16 protein-coding genes and 1 pseudogene are annotated in these 17,291 nt (G+C 73.2%); 2 read left to right on the top strand and 15 right to left on the bottom strand.

The genetic code is table 11. The features are described 5' to 3' along the window. Positions 1-34: 34 nt before the first annotated feature. The 8 genes from OO54_RS10910 to OO54_RS10875 all read right to left on the bottom strand — a co-directional run bounded on the left by OO54_RS10910 (position 35) and on the right by OO54_RS10875 (position 8,305). A complete protein-coding gene (locus tag OO54_RS10910) occupies positions 35-652 on the bottom strand; it encodes a TetR/AcrR family transcriptional regulator (RefSeq protein WP_033202662.1) in 618 nt (205 codons plus the stop codon). A 33-nt stretch (positions 653-685) separates the two neighbouring features. After that, positions 686-1,513, bottom strand: coding sequence for an oxidoreductase (locus tag OO54_RS10905; protein ID WP_033202661.1), 828 nt, complete (start codon positions 1,511-1,513; stop codon positions 686-688). A 66-nt stretch (positions 1,514-1,579) separates the two neighbouring features. Then, positions 1,580-1,771: a hypothetical protein gene (locus OO54_RS45820; RefSeq protein WP_033202660.1), complete on the bottom strand. Its 192-nt coding sequence runs from the start codon at positions 1,769-1,771 to the stop codon at positions 1,580-1,582. Positions 1,772-2,356: 585 nt separating this feature from the next. Beyond that, positions 2,357-3,781, bottom strand: a complete 1,425-nt coding sequence (locus OO54_RS10895) for a cellulose binding domain-containing protein (RefSeq protein ID WP_033202659.1) — start codon at positions 3,779-3,781, stop codon at positions 2,357-2,359. After that, the gene (locus OO54_RS10890) at positions 3,778-5,298 is read right to left on the bottom strand and encodes a beta-N-acetylhexosaminidase (protein WP_033202658.1); all 1,521 of its coding nucleotides are present in this window, start codon (positions 5,296-5,298) and stop codon (positions 3,778-3,780) included. The genes OO54_RS10895 and OO54_RS10890 overlap by 4 nt, the downstream gene beginning before the upstream one ends. 9 nt (positions 5,299-5,307) lie before the next feature. Beyond that, on the bottom strand, positions 5,308-6,141 hold the full coding sequence (locus tag OO54_RS10885; RefSeq protein WP_033202657.1) for a carbohydrate ABC transporter permease: 834 nt from the start codon (positions 6,139-6,141) through the stop codon (positions 5,308-5,310). Further along, positions 6,138-7,037, bottom strand: a complete 900-nt coding sequence (locus OO54_RS10880) for a carbohydrate ABC transporter permease (RefSeq protein WP_051786853.1) — start codon at positions 7,035-7,037, stop codon at positions 6,138-6,140. The genes OO54_RS10885 and OO54_RS10880 overlap by 4 nt, the downstream gene beginning before the upstream one ends. Further along, positions 7,034-8,305 carry an extracellular solute-binding protein gene (locus OO54_RS10875; protein WP_033202656.1) on the bottom strand — a complete coding sequence of 424 codons (1,272 nt, stop codon included), beginning with the start codon at positions 8,303-8,305 and terminating at the stop codon, positions 7,034-7,036. Before OO54_RS10875 ends, OO54_RS10880 begins: the two co-directional genes overlap by 4 nt. 197 nt (positions 8,306-8,502) lie before the next feature. Here OO54_RS10875 and OO54_RS43480 point away from each other — a divergent pair. Beyond that, positions 8,503-9,093, top strand: a pseudogene (locus OO54_RS43480) (GntR family transcriptional regulator); the annotation flags it as partial. Between the two features lie 22 nt (positions 9,094-9,115). Then, positions 9,116-9,787 carry a GntR family transcriptional regulator gene (locus tag OO54_RS10870; protein WP_078905148.1) on the top strand — a complete coding sequence of 224 codons (672 nt, stop codon included), beginning with the start codon at positions 9,116-9,118 and terminating at the stop codon, positions 9,785-9,787. 44 nt (positions 9,788-9,831) lie between these two features. Here the strand turns inward: OO54_RS10870 and OO54_RS10865 are convergent, their stop codons facing one another. Genes OO54_RS10865 through OO54_RS10835 form a run of 7 tightly spaced genes read right to left on the bottom strand, consistent with a single transcriptional unit; the run spans position 9,832 to position 17,250 of the window. Next, positions 9,832-11,265, bottom strand: coding sequence for an NADase-type glycan-binding domain-containing protein (locus OO54_RS10865; protein ID WP_033202655.1), 1,434 nt, complete (start codon positions 11,263-11,265; stop codon positions 9,832-9,834). A 5-nt stretch (positions 11,266-11,270) separates the two neighbouring features. Beyond that, positions 11,271-11,840: a phage tail protein gene (locus tag OO54_RS10860; protein ID WP_033202654.1), complete on the bottom strand. Its 570-nt coding sequence runs from the start codon at positions 11,838-11,840 to the stop codon at positions 11,271-11,273. Beyond that, a complete protein-coding gene (locus OO54_RS10855; RefSeq protein WP_033202653.1) occupies positions 11,837-13,822 on the bottom strand; it encodes a putative baseplate assembly protein in 1,986 nt (661 codons plus the stop codon). Before OO54_RS10855 ends, OO54_RS10860 begins: the two co-directional genes overlap by 4 nt. Positions 13,823-13,833: 11 nt before the next feature. Further along, positions 13,834-14,232: a GPW/gp25 family protein gene (locus tag OO54_RS10850; RefSeq protein ID WP_017242139.1), complete on the bottom strand. Its 399-nt coding sequence runs from the start codon at positions 14,230-14,232 to the stop codon at positions 13,834-13,836. Positions 14,233-14,259: 27 nt separating this feature from the next. Continuing rightward, positions 14,260-16,074: a VgrG-related protein gene (locus OO54_RS10845; RefSeq protein ID WP_033202652.1), complete on the bottom strand. Its 1,815-nt coding sequence runs from the start codon at positions 16,072-16,074 to the stop codon at positions 14,260-14,262. Further along, positions 16,071-16,811, bottom strand: a complete 741-nt coding sequence (locus tag OO54_RS10840) for a CIS tube protein (RefSeq protein ID WP_033202651.1) — start codon at positions 16,809-16,811, stop codon at positions 16,071-16,073. Before OO54_RS10840 ends, OO54_RS10845 begins: the two co-directional genes overlap by 4 nt. Before the next feature lies 1 nt (position 16,812). Continuing rightward, positions 16,813-17,250 carry a phage tail protein gene (locus OO54_RS10835; RefSeq protein WP_017242136.1) on the bottom strand — a complete coding sequence of 146 codons (438 nt, stop codon included), beginning with the start codon at positions 17,248-17,250 and terminating at the stop codon, positions 16,813-16,815. Positions 17,251-17,291 lie beyond the last annotated feature (41 nt).

Raw genomic sequence — 17,291 nt, 5'->3', positions numbered from 1 at the left:
ATATGTAACCGAGTAACGTTTTATCGGAGGGTGCTCAGGAGAGCAGGGCCACCCCGCTGCCGAGCTGGTCGAACGCCTCCGACGCGACGGCGACCGCCTCGGGATAGAGCCCGTCCGCGCTGTCGCCCCCGGTGATCCGCCGCCAGTTCTCCCGCGCGAGGACACGCTGGACGGCGACCACCTGACCGGCGGCGAGCCGGCCCGCCACCCCGCCCCCGAGCGCCCCGGCCAGGATCTCCTCGTTCCGCTCCACATACGCGTGCAGTCGCGCCACCACCGACGGCGTCCCGTACACCAGCCGATGGAACGCGAGCACCCCTTCGTCGTCGTTCAGCCCCGTCACCGGGTCACGGCGCGCCAGCCCCTCGAGGAAGTGCCCCCGCAGCGCCTCCAGCGGAGAACACCCCTCGGGCCGCCCCGCGACCACCCTCCCCGCCTCCCCCTCGTGGTCCGCCAGCCGGTGCAGCACCAGGTCCTCCTTGGTCGGGAAGTACCGGAACAGCGTCGGCTTCGACACCTCGACGGCCGCCGCCACATCGGCCACCGTCACCTCCTCGAACCCCCTCTCCACGAACAAGCCGATCGCCACATCCGACAACCGCTCGTACATCCGCCGCTTCTTGAGCTCCCGCAGCCCACCCGTCTCAGCCATACCGAGCACCCTACGACGCGCCGTCCGACCTGCTCAGAAGCCGGTGGCGAGTGCCGCGTGACGCCATGCGTCGAGTTCACGCCGCACCAGGTCCAGCTTCGCCTCCACGCGCTCCACCGCGTCCGCCCCCAACTGCAGGCGCAGCGGCGGGTCCGCGACCTCGGTGATGTCGACGACGGCCCTCGCGGCCTTCGCCGGATCGCCCGGCTGGCGGCCGTTGTGGTGGGTGAGCGCCTCCCGCACCGGCCCCGCCCCGGCGGCGTAGTCGGCGATGGAGGCCGGTTCGACCCGCATGCTCAGGCTGTCGAGGAAGTCGGTGCGGAAGCCGCCCGGCTCGACGATCGTGACGCGGATGCCCAGCGGGCCCAGCTCGCCGTGCAGCGCCTCGGAGATGCCTTCGAGGGCGAACTTCGAAGCACCGTACAGACCCACGCCCGGAGCGGTGGCGAAGCCGCCCACGGAGCCGATGTTCAGGACGTGCCCCGATCGCTGGGCCCGCAGCGTCGGCAGGGTCGCCCGCAGCGTGTTCAACACCCCGAACACGTTGACGTCGAACAGGGCCCGGGCGGCGCTGTCGGAGACCTCCTCGACCGCGCCCACCAGCCCGTATCCGGCGTTGTTGACCACGACGTCGATCCGGCCGAACCTCGCCAGACCCGCCTCCACCGCGGCCGCCAACCGGCCGGGTTCGGACACGTCCGCGCTCACCGCCAGCAAGCCGTCGGGCCTCTCCGGGTACGCCCCCTCCACCGCCGACGCGTCCCTCGCCGTGGCGATCACGCCGTGCCCGCGATCCAGTGCCTCACGGGTGATCCTCGCGCCGAGCCCGCGCGACGCACCCGTGACAAACCAAACACCCATGCTCTCCCCGCTCCGTTCCGGTCGCCCCGTCGGCCGACGGCCCCACGCTAGGAGCTGGAGTCCTCTCTAGGTCAAGAGCTCCATGACGGGTCCCGCGAGCGGGTGGTGGCGGCGGTCGCGGAGGTCGAGGACGGAGGTGGGGACGGAGTGGGCGTGGGAGACGAGGAGGGTCATGAGGCGCCAGAGGGTGTCGGAGCGGGGCGGGAGGAGGAGTTCGAGGCCGGCCGGGCGGGGAGGCGTTCCCGCTGGACCTCCCACGGGCCATCGTCCGGGGGTCCGGTTCGGCCGGCGCGTCGGGAGCCCTCGGGTCGACGAGCACCGCGAGGCGGCCGGCGGTCACCGCCGACAGGCAGAGCGGCGGCACCGGCCACTCGTCCGTGAGCTCGAACTCGCCGGTCGGCGCGGCCCCTTCGGCCCGCGCGTCCCCGCCGGTGTCACGGACCCGGAGTCTCAGCCTGATCAGGGGGGTGAACTCGGCGGGGGCGTAGTCGCCCCCGTAGGTGGTGAACGTCCCCTCGCTGTCGGGTTCGTACCGCACGAGCGACGCCTCCAGGACGTCCGCCGTGCCAACCGGGCCTCCGGCACGTCCGGGCCGGAGCGCGGCGCCCACAGCACGAAGGTGTCGTCCGCGTAGGCGACGGTCGTGTCCTTGACGCGGTCCCGGGAAGAGACAGAGCGTGGCGAAGAGGAGGTGGCCGATGAGCACCCCGGTGCAGCTGCGCATGACCCCCGCTTCCGTGCCGGTGTCGAGGGAGCACCGTATCCGGCCGGGTCGCCCCGGCGGCACCCCGCGGTGCGGGGTTCCACTGGGGCCCGGTCCCGTGCGGGACCGGGCCCGTGGGGTCACGAGGTGGCGGGGACGGTGTCCTCGAAGGCGGTGCCGGCGGAGCGGTACGCGGAGACCTTGGCGGCCACCTGCGCCGGGGTGAGGACCTGGTCCTTGACGTGCAGGACGTAGTCGACCTTCTGGTCGTAGGAGCGCGGGGTCGTGGAGGGCTGGCCGGCGAGGTCGATCAGCCACTGGTTGAAGTTGATGGACATGGGGCGCTCGGGGAGGTAGCGGGCGTCGTGGCGGCCGAACTCCCGGCCGTCGACGTAGTAGACGATCGCCGTGTCGTCGATGGTGACGACGAGGTCGTGCCAGCCGGCGTAGGACGTACGGGACGCGGAGTGCTGGTTGACCGCCTCCCAGGGGTCGGGCCGGTAGGTCTCCCAGGAGGTGGTGTACAGGATGTTGGCCGGCTCGCCCCAGCCTCCGTTGGGCAGGTACTCGAAGTCGTACTCGGCGTAGTCGTCGGCCATCGGGGCCTTGAGGTCGTTGATGGTGAAGAAGGTCTGGACGACGCGGTCGCCGTCGGGGCCGGAGAGCGGCGCGTCGGAGAAGCGGACGCGCGCCGCGTAGGTGCCGTTCCTGAACTTCGTGGCCCGGGTGAGGATCTCGGTGTGCCGGGTGGACTCGCCGGTTCCCGCGGTGGAGGTCCGGAGGTTCATGATCGAGTTCGTTCCCTCCTTCGCGAAGGTGACGTTCTCGGGTGCCCAGGTGGCGCCCGGCACGCCGGGGCCGCCGGCGTTGGAGCGCACGCTCCAGCCGTGGGCCCCCACGGCCGGGTCGGTGTGTCCGGTGTAGTCGAAGTCGTCGAACAGCGCGGCGCCCGTGGGAGGCGGCGTCGTCGGGTCGGTCGGCGTCGGCGTGGGCTCCGCGCCGGCGGGGGCGGTGCCCCAGACGGGGACGCCGGCCACAGTGGCGGTGACCTTGGACCAGGAGGCGTACGAGGTCTGGGCCGGGCCGAAGGAGTAGTCGTCGTTCTGGTTGAGCGGCTGCCAGTCGGAGCGGTGGAAGCGCAGCTGCATGTCCCCGGTGTCCGCGCCGGGCGCGAGCGAACCGGCGCCGGCGGTGAAGCCGACCTCCAGGTAGCGGTCGGCGGTCGCCGTGGGGTTCGCCAGGGTCCCGAACGTGCCGGTGAGGTTCGCGCAGCCCTTCACGGCCCAGGAGCAGGCGTAGGTGTACGAGGCTCCCGCGTCGGCCTTGAAGTAGTAGCGCACCTTGACCTGGCTCAGCGGGACGGAGGCGGTACCGGTGTTGACCACCTTCAGCCAGGGCTCGACCTGGTCGCCGCCGGTGGCGCTCTGCCGGTACTGGACGGTGACGGCCTCACCGGCCGCCGCCGCCGGAAGGGCGGTGAGGGCGGTGGCGCCGAGCCCGGTCACCGCGGTGACCGCGAGCGCGGCACGGATGCGCAGCTTCCTGTTCTTCGACGGGTCGCTCATGAGGACTCCTCCTTGGGTCGGGTCCGGCCGGCGGCCGGGGGCGTGGGGGAAAGGCGGCGCGGCACCCCGAGGGCGTCGAGCCGGGTCCGGTGGTGGCGCAGGCGCTCGCGGAAGCCGGGCCAGTCGTGGCGGCCGGTCCAGACGACCTCGGCGAGCGCGCAGAGCCGGGGGAACGTGAGGTATTCGGCGTGCGCGGCGGTGGGCACGTACTCGGTCCACAGCTGGGCCTGGGACCCGAGGACCCGGGCGGCCTCCTCGGCACTCCAGTCGGCGGGTGCCGGGTCGTTGCCGTGGACGGCCCGCAGGTCGACGACCTCGCCGGCCTGCCCGGGCGGTTCCTCGGCGCCGGCCGACTGCGGGTAGTCGAGGTAGGTGGTCCGGTGGGGCGCCATGACGACCTGGTGTCCGCGGCGGACGGCCGTGCGTCCGTGGTCGGCGTCCCGCCAGGGCATGACGGTGAAGTACGGAGGGAGGTCGGCGCCGTTCTCGGTCCAGCTGAGCGGGCGGCGGCCTGCGTCGACGAGGTGGCGTCCGACCCGTTCCATGAACCAGCCGTGCAGGGCGTCGGGCCCCGGCAGCCCCTCGGCGGCGACCCTGCGGCGGGCCGCCGTGGAGGCGTGCCACTCGGTGGTGGGGCACTCCTCGCCGCCGATGTGGACGTAGGGGGACGGGAAGACGTCCATCACCTCGTCCAGGACGGTGCGGCAGAAGTCGAGGGCCCCGTCGTGGACGCCGAGGATGGTGTCGCAGACGCCCCACCGGTCCCAGACCTCGTAGGTGCGGCCCGGATGGTTGCCGATCTCGGGGTAGGCGGCGAGGGCGGCGCGGACGTGGCCCGGCATCTCGATCTCGGGCACGACGGTGACGCCGCGCTCCGCCGCGTACGCGACGAGGCCGGTGAGTTCCGCCCGGGTGTAGGCGCCGCCGTGCGGCAGGCCGCCGACCTCGGTGAGCCGGGGGAGTGCGGCGACCGGCATCCGCCACCCCTGGTCGTCGGTGAGGTGCAGGTGCAGGACGTTGAGTTTGTGCAGGGCGAGGAGGTCGACGTACCGCCGGAGGTAGGAGACGGGCCGGAAGCGGCGTGCCACGTCGAGCATGGACCCGCGCCAGGGGAAGCGGGGGACGTCGGTGATCTGCGCGCAGGGGATCGACCAGGCGACGCCGGGCACGGGCTCCGGGTGCAGGGCCTCGACGGGCAGGAGCTGACGGAGGGTCTGGACGCCGGCCAGGAGGCCGCGGGGGCGGGCGGCCCGCAGCAGCACCGCCTCGGTGCCGACGGTCAGCCCGTACCCCTCGTCGCCGAGTCCGGTCAGGGCGCGGTCGAGGGCCAGGACGACGGAGCCGTCGGGGCGTGCGGGCAGTGCCAGGCCGGTGGCCGGGGCGAGGAGGGCGCGCAGCAGGTCGGCCGCGGCGTCGGCGCCGGGGGTGACCTTGAGCGTGGTCGTGGCGTCGAAGGTGAACCGGCCGGGGAGCACGGAGAGGTGGGTGGGTTCGGGGACGAGTGGGGGCAGGGGCATCGCGGTGCGTTATCCCTTCACGGCTCCGCCGGTCATTCCGGCGGAGACCCGGCCCTGCAGGACCAGGAAGAGGACGAGGACGGGCAGGGCGAAGAGGGTGGAGGCGGCCATGGTGGCGCCCCAGTCCGTGCCGAAGACGTTGGAGAAGGAGGAGAGCCAGACGGGCAGGGTGCGGTCGTCCTGGTTCTTGATGATGAGCATGTTGGCGAAGGCGAACTCGTTCCAGGCGGTGATGAAGCCGAACAGCGAGGTGGCGAGGAGCCCCGGCGCGAGCAGCGGCAGGGTCACCCGGCGGAAGGCTCCGGCGCGGGTGCAGCCGTCGACCTGCGCGGCCTCCTCGAGTTCCGCCGGGACTCCGGCCAGGAAGGAGCGGAGGGTGACGACGGTGAACGGCAGCGTGATCATGAAGTAGATCAGGCTGAGCGTCGCCAGCCGGTCGAGCAGGTCGGCGTCCCGAGCGATGACGTACATCGGGATCAGCAGCGCCTCCCAGGGCGCCACCTGGGCGAGGAAGACCATCAGCAGGAAGCCGCGGCGACCGCGCCAGCGCAGCCGCGCCACGGCGAAGGCGGCGGCGAGCGCCACGAGCAGGGCGAGCAGGACGCACCCGGCGGTGACGAGCAGGCTGTTGCGCCAGAAGGTCCAGAAGCCGTCCGCCGCGACGGCGTTCCGGAAGTGTTCCAGGGTGACGGCGCCGGGCAGGAAGCGCGGGGTCTCGGACTGGATGTCGCGGGTGGGCCGGAAGGCGGTGAGGACCATCCAGTACACCGGGAAGACGGCGAGGACGAAGACGAGCGTCGCCGCCGTGTTCAGGGGGAGTCGGCGCAGGGCGCGCGGGGTCACCGTTCGGCCTCCTGTCGGAGCAGCTGGCGGAAGTAGGCGATGAGCACGGCCACGAGGAGGAGGACGGTGAGGGTGGAGACGGCCGCGCCGAGGTCGTAGCGGTGCAGGGACTGGGCGACGCGGTAGGCGTAGACGGGCAGGGTGGTGGTCGCCTCGCCCGGCCCGCCCTTGGTGACGGCCCAGATCTGGGCGAAGCAGCGGAAGACCCAGATGACTTCGAGGCAGAGCACGAGGCCGAAGACCGGTCGCAGGAGGGGCAGCGTGACCGACCGGAAGATCCTTCGGCCGTCGGCCCCGTCGAGCCGGGCCGACTCGTACAGCTCCGCCGGGACGGTGAGCAGCGCCGAGTGGAGGGTGATCGCGGCGAACGGCACCGACTGCCAGACCACCAGGAGGACCAGGACCGTGAACGCGGCGGGCCCGTCGGCCAGCCACGAGTAGCCCTCGAAGGACTCGAACCCCAGCCGGACGAGCACCCAGTTGACCACCCCGAGGCGGGAGGCGAAGAGCCACTGGAAGACGGTCGTGGTGGCGATGACCGGGCTCGCCCAGGCGAGGACGAGCCCGCTCGTCACCAGGATCCGCATCCGCCGGCCGAGCCGCTGCATCATCAGCGCGACCAGCGTGCCGATCACCATGATCAGCGTGACGTTGACCAGCGTCCACCAGAAGGTGCGCCGGACCACCTCCCAGAACTCGGGGTCCGCCAGCACGGTCCGGTAGTTGCGGAACCCCACGAACCCGGCGCCGCCGCGGATGAGTTCGCCCATGCCGTACTCCTGGAAGGAGATCAGCAGATTGCGGACCAGGGGGTATCCGAGGAGGAGGGCGCCGCCGACGACGGTGGGGGCGATCAGGAGATAGGGCCGGAGGTCCGGTCCGTGGCGTCGTCTCACGAGCCGAGGGTCCGGGTGATGCTCGCGGAGGCGGTCGCCGCCGCCCGGGCGGGGTCGGTGCCGGTGAGCACGGCGGTCATGTACTGCTTGATCGGGTTGGTGGCCTCGACGGCCGCCCACTGCGGCGAGTTCGGCGTGGCCCGGCCCTGGGCCGCGCCGGCGGCCATGGCGGCCGTGCCCTCGTCGTCCTGGATGACGTGCGCGAGGGAGGTGCGGTTGGGGACGTAGCTCATGGTCTTCGCCATGTCCGTCTGCCACTTCTCGCCGGCCAGCGCCTTGACCACCTCGTAGGCGGCGTCGGGGTGGGTGGAGGCCTCGGGGACGATGAGGTCGGAGCCGCCGGTGAAGACCGCGCCGGGCTTCTCCGCCGTTCTGCCGGGTACGGGGAAGAAGCCGAGCTTCCCCTTGAGCGCGGGGTTGATCTCCTCGACGATCTTCGCGCCGCCCGGTACGGCGACGATCTGGGCGACGTCGCCCTTGGCGAAGACCTCGGCCTGCGGGGGCTTGGCCTCGTCGGAGTCCTTGGGGCCCTTGCCCAGGGCCTGGAGCCGCCGGTAGAAGTCCATCCCGGCGAGGGCCTGCGGGGTGTCGAGCGCGCCCTTCCACGTGGTGCCGTCCTGTACGGCGAGGTCGCCGCCGGCCTCCCATACGAAGCCGGACAGGGTGTACCAGTTCTGGCCGGGCAGGTAGATGCCCTGGGTCGTGCCCCGGTCGAGCTTCGCGGTGACGGCGAGCCATTCGGCCTGCGTCCTGGGGGGAGCGGTGACGCCGGCCCGGGCGAAGAGGTCCTTGTGGTAGATGACGACACGGTTGGCCGCGTACCAGGGGATGCCGTACTGCCTGCCGTCGACCTTGCCGGGCTCCGCGAGGCCGGGGAGCCAGTCGGACCCCTTCAACTCGCCGGACTTGTCGGTGAGATCGCGTACTCCGCCGCTCGCCGCGTACTGCGCGACCTGGGTGTTTCCGACCTCGATGACGTCCGGCGCGTCCTTGCTGGCGAGGGCGGCCGTGACCTTCTCGCCGATGCCGTCCCACTCCTGGATCTGGATGTCGAGGTCGATGTCCGGGTGCTCGGCCTCGAAGCCGGTGCGGAAGCGGGTGAGGAACGCGTCGGTGACGCTGTCCTTCATGAACCAGACGGTGACCTTCTCGGGTCCGCCGGAGGCCGTCGGGTCCGTCGGGCCGCTGCAGGACGCGGCGGCCAGGACGACGGCCGCCGCGAGGGCGAGGCGGCCGGCGAAGGGGCCGGCGAAGGGACGAGTCTTCAAGGGGCACCTCGATGGGTGGTTGACCAATTGGTCAAGTGGTCAGGTCTGTGACCAGAAGGTGGCATGGACCAATGGAGTCGTCAATCCCCCGGAAAACATGTGCTGTTCACCCGATGACAGGTCAACTCGTCCGGCTAGTATCTGACTTACCAGTTGACCAGTCAGGGAGAGTGGCATGAAGGACGGCTCCTCCAGCGGTGGGCGTCTCGCGCCCGACCCTGCGCGCGGCCGTCGACGAACTCGTCGCCACCGGCCTGCTGGTGCGCGAGCACGGCCGGGGCATGTTCGTCGCCCCCGCCAAGATCACCCAGCAACTCGCCCCGGACGACGCGGCCTTCGCCGTCCCCCGGGCCTCCGGCGACTGGTCCAGCACCGTCCTGGAATCCGCCACCGTCCGGGCCGGCGCCCGCATCGGCCGCAAGCTCCGCCTGTCACCCGCCGCCGAGCTGCTCTACGTCGCCCGGCTCCGCCTCGTCGACGGCGCCCCCATGGCCATCGAGCACCTGCACATCCCGGCCGACCTCGTCGGCGCCGCGCTCAGCCCGGCGGAACTCGAAGCGGGCGACCTCTACGACCACCTGCGGGAGCACCACCGCGTCCACGTCCAGGAGGCCACCCAGTCCATCGAACCCACCGTCGTCAGCGAGGACGAGGCCGCACTCCTGGACGTCCCCGTCCTCTCGCCCGCCCTGCTCATCGAGCGCCTCACCCTCGACACCGCGGGCCGCCCCGTCGAGTACGTCCACTCGGTCTACCGCGGCGACCGCTACCGGATCGTCTCCCGCCTCGACTTCACCCGCGACGGCCTCGTTGGGCGTCTCGCGCCCGACCCTGCGCGCGGCCGTCGACGAACTCGTCGCCACCGGCCTGCTGGTGCGCGAGCACGGCCGGGGCATGTTCGTCGCCCCCGACAAGATCACCCAGGAGCTGGTCGCCGAGGACCACGCGGCGAGCGCTCCCCGCAGCCCCGGCAGCTGGACCAGCACGGTCCTCGAACTCCGCACCGTCCGGGCCGGCGCGCGCATCGGCCGCAGACTCGCCGTCTCGCCGGCGGCGGAACTCGTGCACGTCACCCGCCTCCGGCACGTCGACGGCGCACCGATAGCCCTGGAACAGCTCCACGTCCCGGCCGACCTGGTCCCCGGCCTCACCGTCGCCGACATGGAGGGCGGCTTCTACGCCCATCTGCGCGAGCGGCGCGGCATCCGGACCGCCCACGCCGTCCAGTCCATCGAACCGACCGTACTGAGCGAGGAGGAAGCGGCCCTCCTGGAGGTCCCCGTCCTCTCACCCGCGCTGCTCTTCGACCGGACCACCTCCGACGCGACCGGCCGCCCGGTCGAGTACGTCCGTTCCCTCTACCGCGGTGACCGCTACCGCATCGTCACCCGCCTCGCCCTCGCCGGCACCGCCCCCGACCACCCGGCGGCGGACGCCGCCCGGGGCGGGGCGTGGTGGGGGACGGTGGAGCGACCCAGGTAGTACGCGAGCCGGTCGCTCCGGCACATCGGAGCGTGCGAGGCGCGTCAGGAGACGGACCTGCCGAAGAACTCCAGTTCCGCGACGGCCACCTGCTTGCGGGGGTCGGCCCGCCACGCCGTGCCGAGGACGAGGCGCACGGACAGCGCGTCGCGCACCCGGAGGTCGACGCGCTGGGTGCCGCCGTCGTTGATGCGGTGGTGGGTCACGCGGGTCTCGCCCGAGGAGTCCTTCACGACGAGGTCGAAGGTCCGCGGGGTCGCCTGGCCGTCCGCCTGCGTGGTGTTCTTCGAGCTGCCGGGGGTGATCAGGAGGCTCAGCAGGTCGGTCGGCTCGGCGAACCGGGCCTCCAGGTACTGGCCCGCCGAGTCGCCCGCGTACCCCGTGCCCCACCAGGTGTTGGAGTATCCGTCCCCGGCCAGCTTCGGGTCCCGCTTCGGCGCGGAGTGCGAGGCGGTCCAGGCGACGGGGTGCACCGGGACCCGGGTGGCGAAGTGGTCCTGGACCGCGCGGGCGGCCGGCGGGCCGCCGACGATCCCGCCGACCACCACGGCCACGACCGCCGTGGCGATCAGGGCGCGGACGATCCACCGGCTCCCGTCGCGGGCGAGCCCGGGCCGCCGGCCCGCGTAGGGGCCCTCCACGTCGGACAGCCGCTCGGGAACCATGGGGGTCGCGCAGAAACGGCAGAAGTGGCGGCCGGGCGTGTTGGCGAGCGAGCACGCCGGGCACGGCGTGCCGCCCTGCACGGGCACGGCCGCCTCCGCGGCCCGGACCGTCGGCCGCGCCGCCTCCGGACGTGCGGGCAGCACCGGCGCGGCGACGGGCGGCTCCGCGGGCCGGTTCCCGGGGACCGGGACGAGGAGCGCGCGCACGGCCGTGTCCGACGGCCCGTCGCCCGCGGCCCGTGCCTCCGGTACCGGTACCGGTACGGAGGCGGGCGAGGGCGAGGACGTCGCTGTGGGTGCGGGTGCCGCAATCGGTGCCTCCGCATGTGCCTGCGCCCGTGCGTCAGCCGGTCCCTGCGCCTCCGGCGAATCCGCGACGGCCGGCAGCGGTGCCGTGACCTCCTCGGGGCCGGCGGGCGGCGGACCGACGCGGGGACCGCCGGGCGCGCCGTCGCTCGTGGTGCCCGCTGTGTCCGGGCCCGAGGTCTCCGTGCCGACGGCGTCCGACCGCGGGGCCGCCGGAGCCGTACCCGCCTCCGGCGTGTCGCCGGCCGGGGCGGGGGAGGACCCCTCCTCCCGGCCCGCGCCGGCCTGTGCCGCCGTGCCGGTCGCGTGGCCGGACCGGCCGTCGGCGGCGTCGGCCGTGGTCGCCGGGGGCGTGCGGTCGGCGGCGTGCGGGTCGGCGGTGGCCGGCGTTCCGGCCGGGGTGTCCCAGCGCAGGAACGCTCCGCAACTGTCGCAGAACGACTGGTCCGCCGTACGCACCGGGCTCGCGCAGTCCGGGCAGGGGCGGGTCTGGGGCGCGTCACTCATGGGGGTCAGGCTCCTTCGGAGGTACGGGAAGCGGTCACCGAGACCGTGAACGGCAGGTGGGCGGGGCGGGCGGCGGCCACGACCGCGCGCAGCCGGTGCGGATCCACGGACGCGGGGTCGGCGACCCGGAGGACGACGTGCAGCCCGGCCACGGGAGTCCCCGGGAACGGGCCCAGGGGGGCGGCGGACCAGTCGGCACCACCGCTCTCGGTGATCTCCGCCGGGACGCCGAACGCCAGCCGGACGGCCGCGGCCAGCCCCTGCCGGGTGCCGCGGACCCGGTGGAGCGCGACGGCCGTGGCGACGGCGTGCCGGCGCAGCGGCAGCGGCTCGGTGCCGTCGACCTCCGCGCCGACCCAGGTCGCGAGGTAGTCCACGAAGTCGGCGGGGGCCAGCGCGGGTGAGAAGTAGGCCTCCAGCGAGTCCAGGACGTTGAAGAGCGGAGCGAGGACGACGTCGAGGCCGGTGACGAACCGCTGGCCGAAGTCGTCCTCCGCGTAGACGGCGGGCAGCGCGGTCCCCAGCGGGTACGGGGTCGCGAGCCCGGGCACCGTACCCCGGGCGGACCCGCTCACCGCGCCTCGATCACGCGGACGCGGTGGTCGAACGGGAAGAGCAGCGCGGACGGCGCGAGCTCGATCCGGTCGGTCGTGTCACCCCGCCTGCCGGTCAGCGGATCCGCCGGATGCAGCAGGACCTCGTCGACCAGCTCCACGCCCGGCACCCGCTGGAGCGCCGCGAACACCTCGCCGGCACGCAGCGGGCGCCCGAACGGCCATCCCTCGCCGTGCGCCCCGCCCGTCAGCGGGTCCAGGTACGCGTACAGGGCGTCCAGCGCCTCCGCGCGGACCCGCTCCGCCTCGGCCGCCCGGAAGGAGTGCAGCGTCGCCACCACCGTCACGCCCTGGTAGAACGGCGGCCCGACGGCCAGCCGGGTGCCCAGCGGACGCCGCTCGTCGAGGAATCCGGTCACCCGTGACAGCAGCTCCTCGCCCGGCACGAGCTGCTCGAAGCGGAGCCGCCCGCCCCGGTCCGGTACCGCCTGCGGCACCACCAGGACGCGCACCGCGTTCTCGCCCGCCTCGGCCGCGTCCGCCGCGAGGCAGGAGATCCGCGCGGCCTCGGGCGCGGCCCGCCGCGCCAGCTCCTCGTAGTCGCGGGCGGTGACGGCCCGCTCCTGCGCCCGGAGGGTGATGGGCGCCCGCGCCTTGGCCTCCTCGACGGTCTCGCCGTCGACCCCGCCCCGCGCCGCCTCCCGGTTCTCCACCCGCGCGATGTACGGGATGGAGCTGCGCAGCACCGAGATCGTGGAGCGGGCCACGTTGCCCGCCCGGCCGCCCCCGGTGCCGTACCGCAGCGCGCGGATCGCCGCCCCCTTCGGCGGCACGGCACCGAACTGCCGCAGCGTGCCGTCCGGTTGGCGAACCGACGGGCCGAACGCGATCTCGCCGGTCGTCGCGTCCAGGGTGTAGTGCCGGTCGCCGGGGCGCGAGGACGCGAAGTCGCGCACCACCGTCCACTCCTGCCAGCCGGCCTCCGGGTCCTCCTCGTCCGTGCCGTCCGCCCGCTCGGCGACCTGGAGCAGCAGCGGCGGCCGGTCCACGACCGGCGCGTGCGCGAGCCGCACGCGCTGCCCCGGGACGCCCTCCGACTCGCCCAACTGCTCGTTGCGCACCGCCTCCGCGTGGGCCGCCCGCACCGTGCCGCCGATGGTGAAGGCGGTGGCCGCCCGCACGGTCGGCGACTCGCTGTACGACGGCAGCCCCTCGGCCGGCGCCACGACCCGGCAGCGCACCCAGCCGGCCTCGTGCCCGCCGAGGCGCGAGGCCACGTGCCCCGACGGCATGTGCAGGACCACCTCGCCCGGCCGGTTCAGTCCGCCCGTCGTGTCCTCGTCGACCTCGCACCCGACCCATCCCTCGGCCGCCGTCCAGGCCTCCCAGACCAGCGGAGGCCGGCGCGGGTCGACGCCGACGCCGTCCACGCGACTGTCCAGGTCCAGGACCAGCACACAGTCCGGCACCGCCGCCGACAGGCCGAGGAGCAGCACGTCGCCGACCCGTGGCAGCGCGGAGAAGACGGAGACGTCCTCACCGCCCAGCACGTCCTGCGAGCGGTCCTCGGGCGTGCCCCCGGACTCCTGGCGCAGCAGACGGGTCAACTCGCACGGCACCACGGTCAGATCGGCGGTGGTCGCGAAGACGACCGCCTCCTCGGTCTCCGTACGCCCCGTGGAGACCTCCGTGCCGGTGGGCAGCAGCACCGGCTCGGGCTGCGGAGCGGAGAGCCGGAACGTGATGTCGGCACGGGCGGCGGCGGGCGGGAACAGCGTCACGCCCAGCAGGTCGAGGAAGGCCAGATGGTTCTTCTCGGGAACCCGGTTGAGGCGGTAGACGAGCTGGTCCGCCATGTGCGCGACGGCCTCGACGAGGGTGACGCCCGGGTCCGAGACGTTGTGGTCGCTCCACTCGGGGCACGCCTGCTGGATGTAGCGCTTGGCGTCGTCGACGAACTGCTGGAAGCGGCGGTCGTCGAGATGGGGTGCGGGCAGGGCCATGGGTGGCTCTTTCAGTCCTCGGAGGGGATGACGTAGAAGGGGAAGACGAGGTTGCGCGGGTTGTTCGCACCGCGCACCCGGTAGCGGACGTCGATGTAGAGCGTGGTCGGCTCCATGGGCGCCGGGGCGACCGTGACGTCCTCCACCTCGATGCGCGGCTCCCAGCGGTCGAGTGAGGCCATCACCTCGTGCCGCACCCGCCCCATCGTCGAGTCGTTGACCGGAGCGAACACCAACTCGTGCACGGCACACCCGAATTCGGGCCGCATCGGCCGCTCTCCCGGCGCCGTGGCGAGGACCAGCCGCATCGACTCCTCGATCTCGCGGTCGCGCCGCACGAGGGCGATGGCCCCGCCGGGCCCGGTGCGCAGGGGGAAGGCCCAGCCCGCGCCGACGAAGTGCTCACTCAACGGAAGGTCCTCCTCGGAACAGCGTTCTCAGAACGGCAGGTTCGCCACGACGGGGTTGGGCATCGGGATCGTCGCGGTGACGAACGACGGCGCGTTGATGACGGCCTGGGCCACCGCCGACACCTTGAACTTCGCCCCCGCCTTGATGTCGACGCCGAGCCCCGCGTTCATCCGGATCTTCCCCGCGGCGGAGAGCGTCAGGTCCATCTCCGACTCCACCGTCACCCCCCGCGCGCCCGAGATGGTGACCGTGCCGTCGCTCTGCACCGTCAGGGTGGTCCTGGCCTCGTTCAGCTCGATGCTCAGCGCACCCTGCGCGGTGCGCAGCCGGATGCCGTGCGAGGCGCGCGTCCGGCCGCCCTCCTCGCGCAGCTCGATCGTGTGCCCGGTGCGGGAGGTCAGCGCGCGCCACTGCACCCGCCCGCTGGTCGGATCGACCGGCGGCACCCGGTCGGTGGCCGGGGTGTGCCGGTCGACGCCGTTGTAGAGCCCCGCGAGCACGTACGGGTGCTCCAGCGAGCCCCGGTCGAAGGCGCACAGCACCTCGTCGTCCACCTCGGGGAGGACGAGACCGCCGCCCCCGCGCCCGCCGAGCTGCGCGACCCGGCACCAGCCGCTCTCGTACGTCGCCGACAGCCAGGGGAAACGCAGCCTGACCCGGCCGAGCGAGAGCGGGTCCTTCGTGTTGGTGACGAGCGCGACCGCGACACCCGGCATCGGCGGCGCAGGTTCGCCGCCGCCGGACGCCGTCCCGTACAGCGAACGGAACTGCCGTCCCGACACCGTCAGCCAGCTGGTGAACTGCCGCCCCGACGCGAAGACGTGACGCACCCCGGTCGCCGTGTAGCGCCCCTCGAACGGGAAGCCCGCGCCCTTGACGGCGACCGGCTGTCCCGGCTTCAGCGCCGGATTGCCGGTGACCGCGACCTCCACCTCCGCGAACGATCCGGTGACGTCGTCGGCGAGCGCCGCCGCCGCCTGCGTCACCTCCGACTGGGTGGTGAACGGCGTTCCCGTCGCGGCCAGTTCGGCCGGACCGAACGGGGCCGAGAGCTGCGCCGGAGCGATGTCGGAGACGATGTCCCGGCTCGCGACGGCGGGCGTGGGCGCGGACAGCGCCTGCTTCGTCCGCGGATCCCAGCCCCGCACGTCGACCTTCGAGACCTGCCCGGCGGCGGTGACGGACACCCGGCTGTGCAGCGTGTTGGAACCGAAGTCCAGGACGTACGGGCTCTGCGCCGCGGGCGTCGTGTCGGCGGGCGCGGACGACGCCGGCGGCAACGCCGCGAAGACCAGCCTGCCCGCCCCGTCCAGGGAGAGGCGGACGTCGTTCTCCCGCGCGAGCCGGGACAGGAAGTCCCAGTCGGTGATGTTGGGCTGGGTCGCCAACTCGTACACGGTCGGCGTCGCGTCGACCTTGCCGAGCGGGATCCGGTTCAGGCCGGCGAGCTTCCGGACGATGTCGGAGGCCGTCATGTTCGGGTAGCCCTCGACCCGCCGGTTGCGCAGCAGGCGGTGCCCGGGGTCGTAGCCGCGCAGGATCAGGTACCGGCCGTGGCCGGGCGCCGCGTCCACCTCGACGGCCGTGACCTCGCCGGTGAGCATGGGCTCGCCGAGCCGGCCGTCGGTGAACGGGGACAGCACCGCCATCGCGCCGACCCTCAGGTACGGGAACTTCTCGGTGAGGGTGCCGTCCTTGTCGCTGAACGTCAGCTGGAAGGCGGACGGGACGTTGACGCTGGCGTCCACCCAGCCCTCGGTGAGCCGGACCGCGAGCGGGTCCGGGAGAGGCGTGCCGTCGAGCTGCACGTGGAGGACGGTGGTGAAGGTCTTCTCGCTCATGAGGCGCCCTGGGTCTCCGGCGTATCGGTGGTGGACGGGAGCAGCAGTTCCGTGCCGGGACGGAGCCGCATCGGATCGTCGATGCCGTTCGCCTCGGCGATCACCCGCCAGCGGGTCGCGTCGCCGTACTCCCGCCACGCGAGGGAGGCGAGGGAGTCGCCGGCGACCGTGCGGTGCGCCCGGCGGGCCGACAGCGCGCCGGAGGTCGGGTTCTGCTTCTTGGTCGCCGTGGCGACCTCGGTGAGCGACAGCGAGCACGTGGCGCGGATCGGAATGCCGCTGGGACTGAAGAGGGTGTACGTCGCCGACACGGACGTCACGTACGCGACGAACTGCACGGTCGAGAACGACCCCCAGGAGAACTCCACCCACGGCGGCGACGGCGCCTTCGCGCTGATGCTCTGCTGGGTCACCTCGCAGCACGACAGCAGCAGCTCGACCTGCTGCTGCACGTCGTTGGACGACGGGTCGTCGGAGCGGTCGAGGAACACCTCCAGCTGCAGCTGGGCGGGCTCGCTGCCGGTGAACTTCGGCGGAGCACCCCGGGTGTACGCCACGGCCGGCTCCGTGTGCCAGTTCGCGGACCGACTGAGGTGCAACTGGTCAGGGTTGAACTGGAACTTCACCTCACCGATCCGACCACCCTTCGAGCCGCCCAGATCCGTCGGCGGCTGATGGATGGAGAGCGACGCACGCGACAGACCGCGGGCCGCCAACGCGCCCAGGAGCGAAGCCATCTCACGCGCCTCCCGCGTCGGTGAACCCGTGGTGCGCGATCTCCAGCGATTCCGTCGCCACCGCCGGACTGGCCGGGTCGAGCGTCGGCCCGGTCCACCGCACCGGCAGCACCTCCACCAGTCCCCACTGCGCCACCACCGACCCGTCGGCGCGCAGCGCCGCGATCTGCGCGGTGGGCCTCGTGATCCCCGTCGCGAGCGACGAGATCCACGCGGCGACCTTCGTGGTGTCGGGCGTCAGGGGCCGCGTCAGGCGGATCGTGGAGAACGTGACCCGCGTCGGCAGCTGCCAGACGAAGCCGTTGTTCCCGCCCTCCTGGCGCTGCTCGATCTCCACCTCGGAGGACAGCCCGTCACAGCCGTTGAACAGGCCGAGGTCCTGGCCGTCGATCGTCAGCTTGAAGAAGACGGTGGATGCGGGGTCCAGCTGCGTGGGCATGATGAGGGTCTCTCGGGTAGTCGGTGTCGGTGGGCGGCGGC

Origin of the sequence: Streptomyces wedmorensis, assembly GCF_000716445.1 — a bacterium.
In the GTDB taxonomy this organism is placed as follows: domain Bacteria; phylum Actinomycetota; class Actinomycetes; order Streptomycetales; family Streptomycetaceae; genus Streptomyces; species Streptomyces wedmorensis.
Note: the sequence above shows the minus strand (reverse complement) of the source record. Positions and strands in the feature narration are given on the sequence as shown.

Coding starts and splice junctions, on each gene's coding strand:
- OO54_RS10910 (WP_033202662.1), bottom strand. CDS start 652: ATGGCTGAGACGGGTGGGCTGCGGGAGCTCAAGAAGCGGCGGATGTAC.
- OO54_RS10905 (WP_033202661.1), bottom strand. CDS start 1,513: ATGGGTGTTTGGTTTGTCACGGGTGCGTCGCGCGGGCTCGGCGCGAGG.
- OO54_RS10895 (WP_033202659.1), bottom strand. CDS start 3,781: ATGAGCGACCCGTCGAAGAACAGGAAGCTGCGCATCCGTGCCGCGCTC.
- OO54_RS10890 (WP_033202658.1), bottom strand. CDS start 5,298: ATGCCCCTGCCCCCACTCGTCCCCGAACCCACCCACCTCTCCGTGCTC.
- OO54_RS10865 (WP_033202655.1), bottom strand. CDS start 11,265: ATGAGTGACGCGCCCCAGACCCGCCCCTGCCCGGACTGCGCGAGCCCG.
- OO54_RS10855 (WP_033202653.1), bottom strand. CDS start 13,822: ATGGCCCTGCCCGCACCCCATCTCGACGACCGCCGCTTCCAGCAGTTC.
- OO54_RS10845 (WP_033202652.1), bottom strand. CDS start 16,074: ATGAGCGAGAAGACCTTCACCACCGTCCTCCACGTGCAGCTCGACGGC.
- OO54_RS10840 (WP_033202651.1), bottom strand. CDS start 16,811: ATGGCTTCGCTCCTGGGCGCGTTGGCGGCCCGCGGTCTGTCGCGTGCG.
- OO54_RS10835 (WP_017242136.1), bottom strand. CDS start 17,250: ATGCCCACGCAGCTGGACCCCGCATCCACCGTCTTCTTCAAGCTGACG.